12 protein-coding genes are annotated in these 14,710 nt (G+C 60.2%); 5 read left to right on the top strand and 7 right to left on the bottom strand.

Going from position 1 to position 14,710, the window contains the following annotated elements:
- Positions 1-243 precede the first annotated feature (243 nt).
- From ACFO3S_RS18400 to ACFO3S_RS18390, 3 genes are read right to left on the bottom strand one after another with little or no spacing between them, the layout of a single operon-like run.
- On the bottom strand, positions 244-1,833 hold the full coding sequence (locus ACFO3S_RS18400) for a UDP-glucose--hexose-1-phosphate uridylyltransferase (RefSeq protein ID WP_378099124.1): 1,590 nt from the start codon (positions 1,831-1,833) through the stop codon (positions 244-246).
- Between the two features lie 16 nt (positions 1,834-1,849).
- The gene (gene galE / locus ACFO3S_RS18395; RefSeq protein ID WP_378099122.1) at positions 1,850-2,836 is read right to left on the bottom strand and encodes a UDP-glucose 4-epimerase GalE; all 987 of its coding nucleotides are present in this window, start codon (positions 2,834-2,836) and stop codon (positions 1,850-1,852) included.
- Between the two features lie 3 nt (positions 2,837-2,839).
- Positions 2,840-4,021: a galactokinase gene (locus tag ACFO3S_RS18390; RefSeq protein ID WP_378099120.1), complete on the bottom strand. Its 1,182-nt coding sequence runs from the start codon at positions 4,019-4,021 to the stop codon at positions 2,840-2,842.
- 170 nt (positions 4,022-4,191) lie between these two features.
- Between ACFO3S_RS18390 and ACFO3S_RS18385 the strand changes: the two genes are divergently transcribed.
- On the top strand, positions 4,192-5,061 hold the full coding sequence (locus tag ACFO3S_RS18385) for an AraC family transcriptional regulator (protein WP_378099118.1): 870 nt from the start codon (positions 4,192-4,194) through the stop codon (positions 5,059-5,061).
- Positions 5,062-5,081: 20 nt separating this feature from the next.
- Here ACFO3S_RS18385 and ACFO3S_RS18380 read toward each other — a convergent pair whose 3' ends face one another.
- From ACFO3S_RS18380 to ACFO3S_RS18370, 3 genes are read right to left on the bottom strand one after another with little or no spacing between them, the layout of a single operon-like run.
- The gene (locus tag ACFO3S_RS18380; protein ID WP_378099116.1) at positions 5,082-6,092 is read right to left on the bottom strand and encodes an asparaginase; all 1,011 of its coding nucleotides are present in this window, start codon (positions 6,090-6,092) and stop codon (positions 5,082-5,084) included.
- A gap of 24 nt (positions 6,093-6,116) precedes the next feature.
- A complete protein-coding gene (locus ACFO3S_RS18375; protein WP_378099115.1) occupies positions 6,117-7,103 on the bottom strand; it encodes a glycosyltransferase family 2 protein in 987 nt (328 codons plus the stop codon).
- Between the two features lie 26 nt (positions 7,104-7,129).
- Complete coding sequence (locus ACFO3S_RS18370; RefSeq protein ID WP_378099113.1) at positions 7,130-8,926, bottom strand: phospholipid carrier-dependent glycosyltransferase; 1,797 nt, start codon at positions 8,924-8,926, stop codon at positions 7,130-7,132.
- Positions 8,927-9,065: 139 nt separating this feature from the next.
- Here ACFO3S_RS18370 and ACFO3S_RS18365 point away from each other — a divergent pair, with 139 nt between their 5' ends.
- A complete protein-coding gene (locus ACFO3S_RS18365; RefSeq protein WP_378099111.1) occupies positions 9,066-10,268 on the top strand; it encodes an NAD(P)/FAD-dependent oxidoreductase in 1,203 nt (400 codons plus the stop codon).
- A 49-nt stretch (positions 10,269-10,317) separates the two neighbouring features.
- On the opposite strand, the gene ACFO3S_RS18360 is transcribed toward ACFO3S_RS18365, so the two are convergent.
- The gene (locus ACFO3S_RS18360; protein WP_378099109.1) at positions 10,318-10,800 is read right to left on the bottom strand and encodes a hypothetical protein; all 483 of its coding nucleotides are present in this window, start codon (positions 10,798-10,800) and stop codon (positions 10,318-10,320) included.
- Positions 10,801-11,235: 435 nt separating this feature from the next.
- On the opposite strand from ACFO3S_RS18360, the gene ACFO3S_RS18355 reads away from it, so the two are divergent.
- From ACFO3S_RS18355 to ACFO3S_RS18345, 3 genes are read left to right on the top strand one after another with little or no spacing between them, the layout of a single operon-like run.
- The gene (locus ACFO3S_RS18355; protein WP_378099107.1) at positions 11,236-12,279 is read left to right on the top strand and encodes a sugar phosphate nucleotidyltransferase; all 1,044 of its coding nucleotides are present in this window, start codon (positions 11,236-11,238) and stop codon (positions 12,277-12,279) included.
- Entirely contained in the window at positions 12,276-13,457 is a 1,182-nt protein-coding gene (locus tag ACFO3S_RS18350; RefSeq protein WP_378099105.1) for a glycosyltransferase family 4 protein, read from the top strand. Before ACFO3S_RS18355 ends, ACFO3S_RS18350 begins: the two co-directional genes overlap by 4 nt.
- Positions 13,447-14,706 (top strand): hypothetical protein, encoded by a 1,260-nt coding sequence (locus tag ACFO3S_RS18345; RefSeq protein ID WP_378099103.1) that lies wholly within the window; start codon positions 13,447-13,449, stop codon positions 14,704-14,706. The genes ACFO3S_RS18350 and ACFO3S_RS18345 overlap by 11 nt, the downstream gene beginning before the upstream one ends.
- The last annotated feature ends 4 nt before the right edge of the window (positions 14,707-14,710 follow it).

The raw sequence follows: 14,710 nt of genomic DNA, 5'->3' as shown, positions 1-14,710 counted from the left end.
ATTACTATTACGAATACCGCTTCCGATGCAACAACGCCCACGCTCCCGTTCAGGCGCTCAGCAGCCTTATTCTTGGCGCTTGCACCACGATCTACACCCTGAACGAGTACGGCATGCTCCGGGAGAGAAGAAGACCAGCCGCTTGAAACAAAACAGGCCTACAACAAAAACGGCCGAAAGGGGGGGGGGACCCCTGTCCGACCGTTATGGATTGGCTGCCTTAATATTAATAAAACCTTTCGATTACGCCCTTACGAATTCGGACAGAAACCGTTCAAATGCGGCCCGTCCATTCTCGTCTGCCTTATAGACGCCTGCGTCGCGAAGAACCGCATAGAATTTGTCGCCGACGTCGGCTTGAAGAAGGAGCTTCACCGCTTCTTCGGAGCCATCCGTCCCGTAACGGTCGACCAGCGTCGATATCCATTCGGCATGTTTGTTCAGCGGGTGACCGGCATCGGCAATCGCCGCTTCGTCGTACCGGGTCTTGCCGGTCAGAACATTCGCAATCTCGCTCAGCTCGGTTTGCAGTCGGCCGGGAAGCACCGCTAGCCCCATCACTTCGATTAAGCCGATATTCTCCTTTTTAATGTGATGAAGCTCCTTATGCGGATGGAATATGCCGTCCGGATGCTCTGCGCTCGTCCGGTTGTTGCGAAGCACGAGGTCGAGCTCGTATGCGCCGTTGTCTTTGATGCGGGCAATCGGAGTGATCGTATTATGCTCCGCCCGAACGCCGTCCTTCTCGCTGGAGGCGAGAATTTCCGCGGCAGGGTCGCTGTAGCCGCGCCACCTGTCGAGAATGGCCGAAGCGGCATCCAGAATGGCCTGCCGATTGCCGGATTGCAAGCGCAGAACGGACATCGGCCATTGTACGATTCCCAAGGCGACCTCCGGCTGCTTGGCGCACTGTCGCCACTCCAGAACGGGCGCCGTCTCCATCGGGAATACGTGACGTCCCGCCTGGAAGTGGTCGTGATTCAAAATCGAGCCGCCGACGATCGGCAAATCCGCATTGGAGCCGATAAAATAGTGCGGAAAACGCTCGACGAAATCCAGCAGGCGGCTGAATGTTGCCGGCGATATTTTCATCGGAATGTGCTCGCCGCAAAATACGATACTGTGCTCGTTGTAATACACGTAAGGCGAGTATTGGAAATACCACGCCTCTCCCTGCAGACTTAGCGGAAGAATACGCAAGTTTTGTCTGGCCGGGTGGTCCGGGCGGCCGGCGTATCCGACGTTTTCTTTGCACAGCAAGCATTTCGGATAATGGGACTGAGGCAGCGACTTAAGCAGCGCGATTTCCTTCGGATCCTTCTCCGGCTTGGAGAGATTGACCGTAATCTCCAGTTCGCCGTCCGGAGTGCGATGCTTCCAATAGCCGTTTTTTTGGATCCGGTCCATCCGAATGTAATTGGAATCGATGCTCATCTTGTAAAACCAATCCGTCGCGCGAGCGATGCCTTCCGCCGTCAATTCGCGAAACTTGCGGCTCGTCTCCGAAGGGCGAGGCATCAGCTGCCCCATGATACGAGCGTCGAACAAATCTCTATACGTCAGCGTATCGTCCGGAATGAGACCGTTGGCCGCCGCGGCGTCCAGCAGAGGCTCCAGCAGCGGAACCGGGCTGTCCGGAAGCTCCGAAGCGGGCGGCAGCTCGCCGCTCGCCGGTTCTTTCACGCCGTACAAGTCCAACAGCCGGTTGCGGGCGTCGTCAACGTCGAGCGGCTCAATCAGCCCTTGATGCAGCGCGAAGGCGACGAGCCTTTCGATAGCTTCCGCCAATTCATGCTCTTCGATGGCCATAGGGGTTGATGCGGATTCGTTCATGCGATATAACCTCCCCTTACTTCTGATAGCCGTCCGGATTCGCTCGGTGCCACTCCCATGCGCTCTTGACGATGTCCTCGAGCTTGTCGCGTGTCGGCTGCCAGCCCAGCTCCTGGCGGGCCCGGTCGGAAGACGCGATCAGCACCGCCGGGTCTCCGGCTCTGCGCGCTTCGATCTTGGCCGGAATCGGATGTCCCGTCACTTCGCGGGAAACGTCGATGACCTGCTTGACGGAATAGCCGTTGCCGCTGCCTAGGTTGTAGATCGCGCTATCGCCGCCTTGGCGAAGCCGTTCCAGCGCCAGAATATGGGCGTCCGCCAGATCGCTGACATGGATATAGTCGCGAATGCACGTGCCGTCTAGCGTCGCATAATCGTCGCCGAATACGGATATAAACTCCCGCTGCCCGAGCGCGACTTGCAGCACGAGCGGCACAAGATGCGACTCCGGATTGTGGTCCTCTCCAATTTTGCCCGAATCGTGCGCCCCGGCCGCATTGAAGTAGCGCAGCGACACGAACTTGATCCCGTGGGCGACATCGAACCAGCGGATCATTTTCTCCATTGACAGCTTCGTCTCGCCGTACGCGTTCGTCGGAACGGTCCGATCATACTCGTCGATCGGCACCCGCTCAGGCTCGCCATACGTCGCCGCAGTCGAGGAGAACACGATTCGGGATACGCCGGCCTTCTGCATCTGCTCGAGCAGGCACAGCGTTCCGTACACGTTGTTGTGATAGTATTTTCCCGGATCTTTCATACTTTCGCCGACAAGGGAGTTGGCCGCAAAATGAATGACGCCGTCGATATCGTTCTCTTGAAACACTCGGGAGAGGAAATCCCCGTCGCGCAGATCGCCTTCATAGAACTTGCCGCCCAGAACCGCGTCCCGGTGGCCTTGATACAGATTGTCGACGACGACAACCTGCTCCCCCTTCTCCAGCAGCGCCGCAACCGTATGCGAGCCGATATAGCCCGCTCCTCCCGTAACCAATACCGCCATCGTTTACGCCTCCCCTTTCAGTTCGCCTACTCCGTCTCCAATGTCGCACACGTAAAACGCAGGCTTAAGCCCCGTAGCGGACTCGTATTTTTTGCCCACTTCCTCAATAAAGCGGTCGACCGAATGCTGATGAACAAGCGACACGGTGCAGCCGCCGAAGCCCGCTCCCGTCATTCGCGAGCCGAGCACGCCCGGCACTTCGCGCGCCGCGTCGACCATCGCGTCCAGCTCGGGCCCCGTCACTTCGTAAAGATCGCGCAGCGAATCGTGAGAGGCGTTCATCAACAGTCCGAAAGCGACCAGGTCGTCCTGATTCAGCACCTCGATCGAACGTCCGACACGATCGATCTCCTCGACAACGTGACGCGCCCGGCGGCGCACCGTCTCATCCGAGATCAGATGGGCGTTGTCCTCGAACTGCTGCAAGGTGAGCTGTCCGAGCAGCGCAAGCTCAGGGAAGGCGGCGCGAAGATCGCGGACAGCCTGTTCGCACTGGGAGCGGCGTTCGTTATATTTGGAATCCACGAGTCCCCGGCGTTTGTTCGTGTTGCCGATGACCAGCTTGTAATCGCCGGAGCGGAACGGCACCAGCTCGTATTCAAGCGTATCGCAATCGAGGTGAATCGCATGATCCTTGCGGCCGTTCGCAACGGCGAACTGATCCATAATGCCGCACTTGACTCCGATAAATTCGTTCTCCGCATGCTGGGACCAGAGCGCGATTTGCACCGTATCCGTCGGCTTGCCTTCCAGCGTAAGCAAGGCATAGGCCGTGACGACTTCAATCGAAGCGGAGGAAGACAGGCCTGCTCCGTTCGGGATCTCGCCGTGGAACAGCAGATTGTACCCTCGGGTCAGCTCGATGCCGTGATGCTTCAGTTCCCATACGATGCCCTTCGGGTAATTCGCCCAGTCGTCCTCCTCGTTAAAGGCGATTCCGTCCAGCGGAATTTCCTTCGCCACCGGAAAGTTCGTCGAGGCGAACCCAAGCTTGCGATCCTCACGCGGGGAGATCAACAACGTCGTGCCGAACGTCAGCGCAGCGGGAAAGACAGCGCCTCCGTTGTAATCGGTATGCTCCCCGATCAGGTTGACGCGTCCAGGCGCATGAAAGGCCGATATTCCGGAAGCGTCCCCGCCGAAATGCTCTACGAACCGCTTTTTCAATTCCGTAAGCTGTGCCATATGGATGATCATCTCTCCTCCGAAATCGTTCTTCGTTTGTTCCATTATATCGATAATGACCGGTAATCCGAAATGGTACGAAGTGCTCTTCCCATGGAGAAATGTGACTTTTGCGAGGATGACGGCGGGATGGTCATGGTATAATCAAGAGAAGACAAGGAGGAGTGCTGATGGCCAGGCAAGCAACCTATCGGGTCGCATCCAATCCCTCCGGCTTTCGGGAGGGCGAGCTGACCGTTCTGTTCGCCGGAGACAGTCAGACGAATCCGCTGCACCGCATCGGACCCAAGGTCGTCGACTACTATTTGATCCATCATGTGCTGTCGGGCAAGGGGCTCTTTCGCATGGGGGAATTCGAGGTGGAGCTGGGGACGGGGGACAGCTTCCTGATCTATCCGGGAAGACTGTTTCACTACGTGTCGGACGAATACAACCCGTGGAGGTATCGCTGGGTCGCATTCTCCGGACCGGGCGCGGAGGCGCTCGTAGCGGATGCCGGCTTCCGTCTGGAACGGCCCGTGGCGCATACCGGAGAGGACAAAGGGCCGGGAGAAAGATGCCGCGCCGTCTTCGAGGCGTTCAGAGAACGGAAGAGCTCCTCGTCGCTGACCGCTTCCGGCCATCTGCTGCTCCTGCTGGGAAGCCTCCGTGAGGCTGCCGTTGACGCCGTCCCTTCTCTTCCCCGCCCCGGCACGCACAGAGAGGAGCTGGCGCGCCAAGTGATCGGCTACTTGTCCACCCAGTATGCGGAGCCGATCACGATCGAAAGAATGGCCGAGACGCTCGGTTATAATCGGGCTTATCTGTCCCGCACGTTCAAGCAGCATGCCGGCGTATCGCCGGCAACCTTCCTGACGAAGCTGCGCGTCGATCACGGGCGAAGACTGCTCCGCGAGCGCCCGGAGCTGACCGTGGAGCAGATCGCTTCGTCGGTCGGCTTTCAGGACGCGCTGTACTTCTCCAAGCAGTTTCGCCGCTGGTATGCGCAATCGCCGACGGAGTACAGGACGGCCGTCGGCGACGCCTTGAAGAAGAAATAAGCATCAGCCGCGGCTTCCTCTTAAAATACCGCCTCCCAGCTTCCGGCGGCCTCCAGCGCGTCGTTAAGAAATTCGCTCGGAAACGTCCGCTCCAGCTTGCGCATCGTCTCCTCCGACGCGCCGCCGAATCGCTTCAGCAACGCTTTGACGATATGCGGCCAGGCCACCTCCGTGCCGTCCGTCACCGCCAAGGCAACGCCAATCCGCTCCCTTCGCAGCCCGAGCGCGAATACGCCGTGCGCTCCGCTCTTGGCTACGAGGTTCGGATCTTCGAGCAGCAGGCTCGCCAGCCGATGACGGCCTTCCACGAGCTCTGGGAAAGCGTTCATCGCCGCTGCCAGCCGACCAGCCGCTGCCGCCTCGGCCCCGTCCCCGGCGAGCTCCGGAGACGCCAGCCGTCCGTAAGCCAGCGCCAGCGAGCGAAGCGGCATCGCGGCGACGGGAAAGCCGCAGCCGTCCTTGCCGACGGTCAGCGGCTCCTTCTCCGTATCCGTCCATATCCGGAGGAGGCGAACGATTTCCCGCTGCGCGGGATGCTCCGGGCGAATATAGCCCTCAAGCGGCCATCCCTTCAGCTTGCTCCAGGCCAATACGCCGAGATGCTTGCCAGCGCACGTATGGAGCAGCTTGCGCGGCTGGCCCCCGGACGCGACATACTCGTCCCTCGATCGGCGGCCTACGGGCAGCGTAGGCTGCACGGCCAGCAGGCTTTCATCCAGCCCGGTCCGCTTCAGCAGATCCTCCAGCGCCTCGATCTGCTGGCGGCTTCCTCGATGCGACGCCGCCAGCATCGCCAGATGACGTTCCTCCAAGCCATAGGCATCGGCCGCTCCGTCCAGCAGCGACGCCATCGCCTGGATCGGCTTGGCCGTGGAACGCACATAGGCGAGCGCCTCCGCGTCTCCGTGCGCCTGCAGCAGCCGGCCGTCGCCCGCAGAGACGACGGCGATCCGTCCTCGATGCACGTTCTCCGTCTGGCCGCCTCTTCTCATCGCCAACAGCGGAACGTCCGGTATCGGATTTGAACTCATAAATGGATAGCTCCCTTGGCTAATTTATCGAACTGTCGCGGCGGCGTCCCTCTCCCGGGAGGCTTCCGTTTCCTCGCCGAAATTCACCGCTTCGGCTACAAAATAGAGCGGACGTCCCTTCGCTTCCTCGTACGTCCGGCCGATATACTCTCCCAGCACGCCGAGCAGCGACAGCGTAATGCCGTGAAACAGCAGGCTAATCGCAATCATCGAGGTCCAGCCCTGCGTCGTCGTGTCGGTAAACAGCCGCTGATACAGCACGACGAACAGGTAGACAAAGCCGGCCACCGACATCATGAAGCCGAGCACGCTGGCGATCTTCAACGGCTTCGTCGAGAACGATGTCATCGCGTCGAGCGACAGTCGGATCATTTTCCTGAGCGGATACTTCGTCTCTCCTGCGAATCGCTCTTCCCTGACGTAATCGACCGACGTTTGCTTAAATCCGGTCCAGCTGACCATGCCGCGGATAAACCGGCTCCGTTCCCGCATCGAGGTCAGCGCGTCGCACACCTTGCGGTCCATCAAGCGGAAATCCCCCGTATCTACGGGAATGTTGACCGAAGTCATCGACCTGAGCAGTCTATAAAATGCGGCAGCCGTAAACTTTTTAAACCAGGATTCCCCTTTTCTCTCGATCCGACGGCCGTAAACGACGTCGTAACCTTCGCGCCACTTCGACACCATGTCGGCAATCAGCTCCGGCGGGTCTTGAAGATCGGCGTCGATCAGCACGACGGTTCTGCCTGAAGCGTAATCCATCCCGGCCGTCACCGCGATCTGATGTCCGAAGTTGCGGGAGAACTCCACCAGTTTGACGCGGCTGTCTCCCGCACAGATGGAGCGCACGATATCCGAAGTTCCGTCCCGACTGCCGTCGTTCACGAACACGATCTCGTACGTCTCTCCCAGCTCGTCCAGCACCGCCTTCAGGCGGCGATAGGTGACCTCGATCACTTCTTCCTCGTTGTACATTGGCACGACAACGGAAAGAAAACACCCCTTCTGCACCTTGTAAACTCCCTTCTCATATCTCCCTAGAAACCCCAGCTTGGCAGCCAGCGGATCATCACATTCATCCATTCCCGGCTAATGGTCATTCCCGTATAGACGGGGTAGAACCAGACGAACAGGCCCGCAGCCGCGACTCCAACCGCGAGCGTAACCCTTCGACCGTTATAGCTGCGTTCCTCGAACCAGCGGAGCATCCAGACGATCGACAGAATGAGAAGCGGCACCATCGGAAAATAGTGATATAAAAACGTGATGCTTCGCGGAGCGACCATCCACGGAACGTAGAAGCTGAGATAGGCGACGGCCAACGTCAGCACGATGCGGTCTCTCCGCCTAAAGCCAAGCCACCAGGAGGCGAGCAGCGCAGCGAGTCCTCCCCACCAGATAAGCGGATTGCCGATCGCCGCGATGCTCTGGGCTTGGCCTTGCTCCAGATCTTTTCCGCCATAATACCAGACCGGACGGAGCATGAGCGGCCACGTGTACCATTTCGAAGCGTACGGATGCTCTTCCTTGACGCCCTTGTGATAGTCGTACATATTTTTCTGGAACTGCCACAAGTCCTTGTAGCTGTCCTCCGCCTTAGTCGCCTTGATGAACGGCGCGTAAGTCGCAGAATAGACTCCGGCCGGTACCGCCACGTAAAAGATGACGCACGCCATCAACGTCAGCACGATGCGCCTCGCCGTGTTGTAATCGACGGACATCCGTCCTTCCCGCCAGCGCCGAACGAGCGCGAATACGAGCAAAATGGCCAGCCCCGCTCCTCCGTACAAGTAGTTCCACTTGACGGCAGCAGCCGCTCCGAAGAACAAGCCGCTAAGCGCCAGGTAGCCAAGCGCTCGCTTAAAGCCGCCGTTCTGCCACTTCGTCTCCCCGAACCGGTGCATACCGTAGAACATCAGGATCGTAAACGTAACCCCCGATATGTCCACGTTCGCCGAACGGGAATGCACGAGGTGGAAGCCTTCCAGCACGAGCAGGAGCGCGGCCAGAACGGCATACCTCGTCCGCCCGAACATCCCCTTGGCAACGGCGTAGAACAGCGGCACCATCAACGTGCCGACGACGCCGGCCATAAACCGCCAGCCGTACGGCGTCATGTCGAACATGCGGACGCCGAGCTCGAGAATAATTTTGCCAAGCGGCGGATGCGTATTCTCGTACGGCTCCATCACCTGGACGAACTCGTAGGCCGTGCGCCCGTGATAGATTTCGTCGAAATACATGCTATTGCGGTAATCCGGCCGATAGGGCGCCCACTGCTGCTCGTCGAACACTTCCTGTCCGCCGCCCTCGGACGCCGGAGAATTGCCGCTCCCGGCTGCAATGCTGACGATCGGAATCGGGATGGATTCAATGCCGCTCGTGAAGAAGGCGGCCTCGTACAGGCGATAGCCCGTCCTCTCCGTCGTGAACCGCATATACCGGGCTTCCACCGATTGATCTTCCGACTTCCACGTAAACACGCGATTGGTCTTGTGCTCGACCTTCGCATAGGATTCCCAATGTTGACCGTCGACCGAATATTCGATCTTCGTCTCGCCTCTGGCTCCGGGCCCTTCGTACAAGTTCAGCCTGTCGACCTTCCTAGTTTCTCCGAAATCGACGGTGAAATAATCCCCTGCCTTGGCAGGCATCCAGAACGTCTGGGGCGCGGTGCGATTGCCCAAGTCCGTAAAAGTCATGATTGCCGAAATCGCGGTAAGAAGCACCACCCATACCAGATCTAACGCCGTCCACCGCCGATCCTCCCGGTTGTGCGAGAATCCTTTTCCCCACTGCACCGGAGCGGACCGAACAGATCCATGATCGAACATTTCCGTCCTCGCTTTCGACTTTTTGCCACAGATTTTTCCTGTTCTTATTGTAGACGAACCGCCGCTCTCTGGAAAGGGCTTGGCCTGAATAACCTGCATCGGATGAGGGAACCTATATCCGGATCGGAGGAACAGCGCCATGCCATTATATTTCGGATCCTTGTTCTGGACGAATTCGCTGCCGGAGCCCGCCCGCTACCCCGAACTCGGCGAGCGCCGCCGCGCTCGGGCAGTCATTATCGGAGGAGGCGTATCCGGAGTTCTGTGCGGATACTTGCTGGCGAGAAGCGGAATCGAGACGGATTTGATCGAGCAGCGCCGAATCGCGTCCGGCAGCACGGCGGCAAACGCCGGCCTGCTGCAATTCGCCAACGACGAGATGCTGAGCGAATTGGCCGTCAAGTTGGGCGAAGAGGACGCCGTCCGTTTCTATCGGGCTTGCAGGCACGCGGCCGAGAGAGTGAACGACATCGCCGAACGCTTGCCGCGAAACGTCGGATTCAGAAGGCGCAGCAGTCTGTACTATGCGTCCGACTCCGGAGACGCCGCACCGCTGCGAAGAGAATACGAGATGCTGGCTCGACACGGCTTCGACGCCGATTGGTGGGAGGCGGATCGAATCGCGAACAACTTCCCTTTTCGCCGGTCGGCGGCGATCGTCACTCGCGGCGACGCTGAAGTCAATCCTTATCTCTTCGTTCATGCGCTCGCCGAACAGGCGGTTCGAAGCGGCTTGCATGTATACGAGCAGACGAAAATGTTGAGCGTGGAGCCGGTCGGCCGGCGGTATATCGTTCAGACCGACCGGGGAGCAATCGAGGCGGAGCATGTCGTGTACGCCGTCGGCTACGCGCCGGAGGCGGCTGGAGGTCGCGGGGCAAAGGCGCTTCTTCATCGTTCGTATGCAATCGTCACCGATCCCCTTCCTTCGCTGGCAGACTGGCACGAGCGCTTTTTGCTGTGGGAAACCGCCCGTCCTTACTTGTATTTGAGGACGACCGAGGATAACCGGGTCATCGTCGGCGGCCTGGACGAGAACGTGCGACAGCCCCTGCTGTCGAAGCAGGAGCTGCGCGCACGCTCTATGAAGCTGCTGTCCGGCCTTCGAGGACTATTTCCGGGCTACTCTCCGGAAATCCGATACGAATGGAACGCGACGTTCGGAGAATCCCCGGACGGCCTCCCTTGGCTCGGGGAGGATCCCGATCGCCCCGGCCTGCACTATTGCCTCGGCTACGGGGGAAACGGCACCATCTACAGCTATCTGGGGGCCGAGATGATTCGCGACCGGATTCTCGGCGTGCCGAACCCCGTCGCCCGGATCGTCAGACCTAACCGGTAAATCGGGACCGCACCGGCAAGCCGGCGCTTCGCTACCGCTGGCGGCGAAGTCAATCCGAATCCGGGACAGCGGCTCCCGCTCTTTCAAGGATGCGGCGGGCGTCGATCTCGTTCCCGGCTTCGACCGCCAGCACGATCCGACCGCTGTCGACCGCCCGTGCGCACCGCTTCGACAATCGCCCGGGAATTCCGATCGCGACCAGAGTGCCCTCCGTCCCGGCTTCGCCCCGGTCTTCGTCGACGACGACCGCCACTCCGGGCGTTCCGTTGCCCGCCGTCAAATTTCCCGCAGGATACGCGGATATCGGCGCGACTCCCGGAACCCAGGCCTCCCCGGTATCCTCGAGACGGGCGGCCTGAATCTCGTACGCTTCCTCCAGATTCACATCCGGACTGGCCGCCAGCATCGGCACGTCTTCCCGGTTGCCGACGACCACCCGGATTTCGCTTCCCTTCGCTCCCGCCTCCTGCAGCGCCCGGATCCCCTCAAGCACCTGATCCTCCTGCTCGAATATGCCTACGTTAATCGTCATCGTATCCCTCCGTTCGGAATCGTCCTGCCAGTTGCATTACTTGGTATACCCCGATCGGCCGGCTTTGAATCGGCCCCGGTCCCGGCCGGTGGCGGAGCGCCTCCTTCGCGGACGGATCGGACAACGGACAAGCCGGCTGGATAATAGTTGCAGCAAATCCCTTTTTCAGGTAAAGTAGGCTTTAGCAACTCTCCTCCTGTTTTCCTTGCGGCTTGCCGACGGGGCATATCTTGCACACGATTCGATCAACTTAACTCTCTATTCCTGATAATGATCTTCTCATTCGTTATGGACGCTTCCCTGCGCTTGAATGGCACCATGGGGGGCGTTTTTCTATTTTCCAGCGGGAGGTGAAAGAGGCAGCGGCGATTGCGTTCAGGTTGTCGGTCGGCCCTGCGAGGGGAACATATCAATGAAACGGAGGTTGATCCTATCATGAAAGCTTTACTTCTCGCCGGAGGTTTGGGAACCAGGCTTCGTCCGTTGACGGAGCATCTCCCGAAGCCGATGGCCCTTGTCGGCAACCGGCCTTGGCTGGAGCATCTGCTCCTTCATTACAAGGAGCAGGGCGTGCATCGGTTCGTCATCGCCGTAAAGCACTATCGGGAGCTCATTGAGCGTTATCTGGGAGACGGCTCCAAATACGGGGTCAGCATCGAGTACTCGGTGGAAAAAGAGCTGCTGGGAACGGCCGGGGCGATCAAGCACGCCGAGCATCTGCTCGGCGAGCGCTTTGTCGTCGTCAATGCGGATATCATCCATCAAGTCGATCTGGCAGCGGCCTTGAGCTTTCACGAGCGGCACGGGGGGGCGGCGACCATCTGTTTGACCGAGGTCGAGGATCCTTCCCCATACGGAGTCGTCGAACAGACGGAGGACGGGCGGATCACCCGCTTTGTTGAAAAGCCGAAAAAAGAAGCTGCTCCGTCAAATCGAATCAACGCCGGCATATACATTATGGAGCGCAAGGCGCTCGACTTCGTGCCTGCGGGAAGAGCCGTGTCGATCGAGAAGGAAACCTTTCCCCTGTTAATCGCCAACGGCCGCGGAGTATACGGTCATCCTATCGGAGGGTACTGGATGGATATGGGCACCAAGGAGCGCTATCGTCAGGTTCACTGGGACCTGCTCGACCGCCGCTTCCCGCTTCGCATCGACGGCAGCGACATGGAGGACAGAAGCATCTGGCTCGGGGAGAACGTTCGCGTCGGCCAAGGCGTCCTGTTCATTCCCCCGGTCATCATCGGGGACGACGTCACGATCGGCGACCGTGCGATCATCGGACCTTATGCGGTCATAGGCAGCGGCAGCCGGATCGGCCGGCAAGTCCGCTTGTCCAAGTCCATCCTCTGGGACCGGTGCAAAATCCGCGCAGGCGCGCAGCTTAACGAATGCATTTTCGGAACGGCCATGCAGGCCGGGCCGCATATTTTGCACGAAGCGGTATGCTATCGCAATATGGAGGTGCAACGCCGATGAACGCCCGCCTGCCTCAGATCGCTTATGTCAGTACTTACGTTCCGAAGAAATGCGGTTTGGCCACGTACACCCACCATCTTCGGGAAGCTCTGTCCCACGCCAAAGGCCATCGCTCTCCGGACCCGGTCATCGCCATATGCAACGCGGACGAAAGGAACGACTACCGGGAGCCCTGGATGCTGCAGCTCGTCAAGCAGGAGCTGGACGATTACGGCCGAATCGCGGACCTGATCAACCAGAGCTCCGTGGACATCGTCTCCTTGCAGCACGAGTTCGGCATCTTCGGCGGCGAAGCCGGCGGTTATTTGCTGGAGCTTCTGCAGCGGCTGAAGAAGCCCGTCGTGACGACCTTCCATACCGTGTTCGAGCACCCGGTCGAGCCTTATGCTCCGGTACAGCGAGAGATCGCCCGCAGCAGCGACCATCTGATCGTTATGAACCGCAAGGCCGTCGGTTATCTGCACGACAACTTCGAGATTCCGCTCGATAAAATGACGTTTATACCGCACGGAACCCCGGTTCCGAACAAGGCGGATCGGCTGAAGGCGCGAAAGCAGGCCGGCTGGGATCATCGCAAGGTGCTGTTCACCTTCGGTCTGCTCGGCCGCGGCAAAGGCATCGAGCTGATTCTCCGCGCCATGGCAACCGCCGTCCAGGCCGTTCCCGAGCTGCTGTACGTCGTCGCGGGACAGACGCACCCGGAAGTCCGCAAGCACGAAGGGGAAGCCTACCGAGAGGAACTGCACCTGCTGATCCGACAGCTGGGGCTGCAGCACCATGTTCAATGGATCGATCGCTATCTGCCGGAAGATCAGCTCGTATCGCTCATCTCGGCCTGCGACCTGTACGTCACGCCCTACCCCGGAGTGAGCCAGATTACGAGCGGTACGCTGGCTTACGCGGCCGGTCTGGGCCGGCCGATTCTCTCGACACCTTACGTCTACGCCCGCGACCTGGTGCAGGGCCGCGAGGAGATGCTGCTTCCTTTCGGGGACGCGGACGCTTGGAGCGCCAAGCTGATCGAGGTTTTTACTTATCCGGGCATGCTGGCCGACTGGGAGCGCCACATCTCGGACATCGGGCGAAGCATGCACTGGCCGCATGTGGGCGCGCAGCATTTGCGGCTATTTCAGCGCGTCATGGCGCAGCATAGGGACCGCATTGCCGATGTCGTCTAGCCTGTCCGCCGGTAAAGCGTTCCGTCAATCGGCGCATCCTTCCTTCGCCCACCTGCGCCGACTGACGGACGACACCGGGCTGCTGGAGCACGCTCTGGGCCGCATTCCGCGCAGACGGGAAGGCTACACGACCGACGACAATGCGAGAGCGCTGTGGACGGTCACGGAATGGCTGGCTTTCGGTGAAGAGACGATCGGCGCCGACAATCGTCAGCGCTTGGAGCGGCTGGCCGACGTGTATTTGGCGTTCATGCTGTGGGCGCAAGAGGACAGCGGCTGGTTTCTGAACAACTTCGCCTACGACCGGACGCTGGAACCGGAAGAGATCTCCCACGACTGCCAGGGCCGCTCGATCTGGGCTTGCGCCGACGCCTGGATTCGTCTGGCCGGCCTGCGCCGGGAGACGGCTCGAACGATCTTCGAGCGAACGCTGCCGACGTTCGGCGCCATCGGTTCTCTGCGCGGGCGGGCGTTCGCGATGGCCTCGTGCGCCCACGTGCTGCAAGCGTCCCGGGAGGGCGCGATCGACCTGCCGCTGGACGTCAAGAGCGAGCTTCAGCATCATCTGGAACGGCTGGAATCGCTGCTGATCCGGGCTTATCGCGATTTCTCGAGCCCCTCGTGGCGCTGGTTCGAGCCGGTCATGACGTACAGCAACGGCGTGCTGCCCTGGGCTATGCTTCGCGTCTATCGGTTCACCAAGAGAGCCGAATCGTACCGCGTGGGCATGGAGAGTCTCGGCTTCCTCGTCGAGGCGATGACCGCCGAGGAAGGCTGGCTGCGCCCGATCGGGAACGAAGGGTGGTGCGCTCACGACTCGAGCGCGATCAGCCGGTGGGATCAGCAGCCGTTGGAGATGTTCAAGCTGGCGCTGGCGCTGACTGAGGCAGCGCTGGCGGAGCGGCTGGCCGAAAGCGAAAATTCCCGGCTCGTGGGCAGCGCCCGCAGCCATGGCGCGAGCGACTCGCCGGCGGAGCGCGGAGGCGGGGCCGGCCGACCCGGCGGAATGGTCCGTTCCGCGACAGGGGGAAGCTCGCTCCTCGGCAAGGAGCCTCACCGAAGCAGCTTCGCTCTGCGCAGCCTGTGCCGGGACTGGTTCTACGGCGCCAACGACCTGGGCGTTCCCGTCGCCGACCCCGAGGACGGCAGCTGCTGCGACGGACTCACGCCGTACGGCCCGAACATCAACTGCGGCGCGGAAGCCGCGCTGTCCTACTTAATGACGGAGGCGCTTTGTCTCAGATCGTAACGCC

The sequence above is a fragment of the Cohnella hongkongensis genome (genome assembly GCF_042654645.1).
In the GTDB taxonomy this organism is placed as follows: domain Bacteria; phylum Bacillota; class Bacilli; order Paenibacillales; family Paenibacillaceae; genus Cohnella; species Cohnella hongkongensis.
This window is presented reverse-complemented; position numbering and strand designations above follow the sequence as displayed.

Excerpts from the sequence above, each read along its gene's own strand:
- ACFO3S_RS18390 (WP_378099120.1), bottom strand. The coding sequence starts at position 4,021 with ATGGCACAGCTTACGGAATTGAAAAAGCGGTTCGTAGAGCATTTCGGC.
- ACFO3S_RS18365 (WP_378099111.1), top strand. The coding sequence starts at position 9,066 with ATGCCATTATATTTCGGATCCTTGTTCTGGACGAATTCGCTGCCGGAG.
- ACFO3S_RS18350 (WP_378099105.1), top strand. The coding sequence starts at position 12,276 with ATGAACGCCCGCCTGCCTCAGATCGCTTATGTCAGTACTTACGTTCCG.
- ACFO3S_RS18380 (WP_378099116.1), bottom strand. The coding sequence starts at position 6,092 with ATGAGTTCAAATCCGATACCGGACGTTCCGCTGTTGGCGATGAGAAGA.
- ACFO3S_RS18400 (WP_378099124.1), bottom strand. The coding sequence starts at position 1,833 with ATGAACGAATCCGCATCAACCCCTATGGCCATCGAAGAGCATGAATTG.
- galE (WP_378099122.1), bottom strand. The coding sequence starts at position 2,836 with ATGGCGGTATTGGTTACGGGAGGAGCGGGCTATATCGGCTCGCATACG.
- ACFO3S_RS18345 (WP_378099103.1), top strand. The coding sequence starts at position 13,447 with ATGTCGTCTAGCCTGTCCGCCGGTAAAGCGTTCCGTCAATCGGCGCAT.
- ACFO3S_RS18360 (WP_378099109.1), bottom strand. The coding sequence starts at position 10,800 with ATGACGATTAACGTAGGCATATTCGAGCAGGAGGATCAGGTGCTTGAG.
- ACFO3S_RS18370 (WP_378099113.1), bottom strand. The coding sequence starts at position 8,926 with ATGTTCGATCATGGATCTGTTCGGTCCGCTCCGGTGCAGTGGGGAAAA.
- ACFO3S_RS18355 (WP_378099107.1), top strand. The coding sequence starts at position 11,236 with ATGAAAGCTTTACTTCTCGCCGGAGGTTTGGGAACCAGGCTTCGTCCG.
- ACFO3S_RS18385 (WP_378099118.1), top strand. The coding sequence starts at position 4,192 with ATGGCCAGGCAAGCAACCTATCGGGTCGCATCCAATCCCTCCGGCTTT.